This window comes from Deltaproteobacteria bacterium (assembly GCA_016234845.1).
Taxonomy (GTDB): Bacteria; Desulfobacterota; Deferrimicrobia; order Deferrimicrobiales; family Deferrimicrobiaceae; genus JACRNP01.
In genome coordinates this window covers 1-2660 of record JACRNP010000140.1, presented here as the reverse complement: position 1 = coordinate 2660, position 2660 = coordinate 1, and the positions used below count along the sequence as shown (strand labels likewise).

3 protein-coding genes are annotated in these 2660 nt (G+C 66.7%); all 3 read right to left on the bottom strand.

The window, feature by feature from the left end; all coding sequences use genetic code 11:
* On the bottom strand, nucleotides 1–860 hold an 860-nt coding region (locus tag HZB86_09730; GenBank protein MBI5905809.1), incomplete at its 3' end, for a branched-chain amino acid ABC transporter permease.
* Nucleotides 857–1708 carry a branched-chain amino acid ABC transporter permease gene (locus HZB86_09725; protein ID MBI5905808.1) on the bottom strand — a complete coding sequence of 284 codons (852 nt, stop codon included), beginning with the start codon at nucleotides 1706–1708 and terminating at the stop codon, nucleotides 857–859. The genes HZB86_09730 and HZB86_09725, both read right to left, overlap by 4 nt.
* Before the next feature lie 21 nt (nucleotides 1709–1729).
* Nucleotides 1730–2660 (bottom strand): ABC transporter substrate-binding protein (locus HZB86_09720; GenBank protein ID MBI5905807.1); only part of this gene is annotated, 931 nt, incomplete at its 5' end.

Genomic DNA, 2660 nt, shown 5'->3' with positions numbered 1-2660 from the left:
GTCAGCAGCTTCACCAGGTAATGTTCGAGCGACATGATGAGCCCCGCCCCGAGCATCGGCCCCACGAGCGTTCCGCCCCCGCCCACGATGGTGTACACCACCGCGTGGCCGGAAATGGACCAGTGGAGGAACGTCGCCGAGGCGTACTTCAGGCTCAGGGAGTAGAGCCCCCCCGCGAGACCCGAGAGCCCGCCCGCGATCACGAACGCCAGAAGCTTGTACCGGCGGACGTCGTAGCCGATCAGCCGCGCGCGCTCCTCGTTCTCCCGGATCGCCACGAACACCTTCCCCAGCGGCGAACCGACCATCCGGCGCAGGAAGAGGTAGGAGAGCGCCGTGACCGCCAGGACCAGGTGGTAGGTGGTGCGGATGTCCATGAGGTCCAGCTTCGCCACGCCGACGTCCAGCGGCGGCGGCATGAAGACCAGCCCGTCGGCGCCCCCCGTGAGCGAGGTCCACGTCTCCCCCACGGTGCTCCCGATCAGGGCGAAGATGATGGTGATGATGACGAAGTGGATGCCGGTGAGACGCACCGAGAAGAAGCCGACGAACGCGGCGAACGCGACGGGGACCGCCACCGAGAGGAGAAGTCCCGCGCCGGTCCCCAGGCCCAGCTTGAGGATCGATATCGCCACGGCGTATCCGCCCAGTCCGAAAAAGAGCGCCTGCCCGAAGCTCAGGAGCCCGGCGTACCCGAAGATGAGGTCGAAGGAGATGGCGAAGAGGGCCCACACCAGCACCTCGGTGAGGAACGTCTGGTAGAAGAGGTCGGCGAAATACGGGACGGCGGCCAGGACGGCCGTCGCGACGCCGAACGCGAGGGGGAACGCCCCCCCTTTCCACCGGTCGAGGAGCATCACTCCCCGAAGAGTCCCTGGGGCCGGACGAGCAGGACCAGGATCATGAAGCCCAGGGAGAACACCGTGGCGGTCGAGGGGACCACGAAGATCGATCCCACCCCGTGGATGAGGGAGATGACGACCGCCGTGATCACCGACCCCCACAGGTTCCCCATCCCGCCGACGATCACGATGATGAACGCCATGATGAGGATCTCCCGCCCCATCATGAAGTCGACCGACACGATCGGCGCCGCCAGCACGCCGGAGAACGCCGCGAGGACCGACCCGAGGACGAACGTCCACATGTAGACCTTGTACACCGGGATCCCCAGCGCGACCGCCATCTCCCGGTCCTGCACCACCGCCCGCATCCAGAGTCCGTACCGGGTCCGGTTGAGGAAGAACCACAGCCCCCCCATCACGGCGGCGGAGATCGCGGCGATCACGATCCGCATCACGGGATACTGCAGGTCGAACAGCGGGAACCGCCCGGGGATCGGAAGCGCGATCCTCCGGGCGGTCCCCCCGAACCCGGTGAGCACGAGCTGCTGGAGCACCAGCATGATGCCGAAGGTGCAGATGATCGTGACCAGCGGCTGGTCCTCGATCGTCCGGAGAAGCCCGCGCTCGAGGGCGAGCCCGATCAGCCCGACCGCCAGCGGGGCGACGAGGAGCGCCAGCCAGTAGTTCCCCGTCCACTCGATGACGTACCAGGAGAACACCGCACCGAGCATGTAGAGGGCCCCGTGGGCCATGTTGATGATGTGGAGGAGGCCGAAGATCAGGTTCAGTCCCAGGGCGATCAACGCCATGATCAGACCCCAGACGATCCCGTTCATCACCGCCACCGCCAGGTTCGACGCCACCGTCTGCGGACCTCCGCGGGTCTAGAGCTTCGACCGCAGGTCGACCGGCGCGTCGTACATCAGTTTCTCCTTCGGCACCCGCGCGATCACCTTCAGGGAGAGGTCCGGCTGGACCTCCTCGAGGTAATGGTCGTGGAATCCCTGGTGGTCGTTCTCCCGCATCACCAGGTCGCCCTGCGGTGCCCACGGGCCCGCCTTCACCTTCAGCGAGTTGAACGCCTTCATGAAGTCGGCGTTCTTCTTCGAATCCTTCCACGCGGACTTCTCGACCGCCTGCTTGATCATGTACGGGGTGGTCCACATCGTCCACATGTGGGATACGGTGGCCGTGTTCTTCGGGTCGGAGGCGTCCCTGCCGTTGTCGGCCATCCCGACCGCCTTCCGGTACGCCTTGTCGTACGCCTGGAGCTCCTTGGGGACCTGGGAGGCGTGGCGGGGGTAGTAGCTCAAGTAGTGCGCCCCGGCCGACTCCTTCCCGACCGTCTCCTGTCCGACGCCGTCGGTGCAGCAGATGACGGTGTACCGCTGGAGCCGCTTGTGCAGCCCGAGCTCCACGGTCTGCCGCATCACGCCCAGCGCGGGCGCGCCGAGGAACGCCGTGAAGAGGACCTTCGTGTCCGGGTCGACCTTCTGCAGGAACGGGACGAAGTCGCTGGTGTTCTGCGGCGCAAGGATCGTCTGCGTCTTTCCGCCGGCCGCCTTGATCCGGCTGCCGAACTCCTCCGCCAGCGAGTGGCCCCACGCGTAGTCGGCCACCAGGAACGTCCAGTTCTTCCCGAGGTTGTCGAACCCCCACTTCCACCCGGCCGCCGCCTGCATCCGGGCGTGGGTGTGGATGCGCGAGTAGTACGCGATCGCGTCCTTCCCGGTGAGCCCCGCCGCCATCGCGCCGCCGCCGATGTACGGCATCTTGTACTGCTCGGCCAGCGGGAAGACCGCCATCTGCACGCCG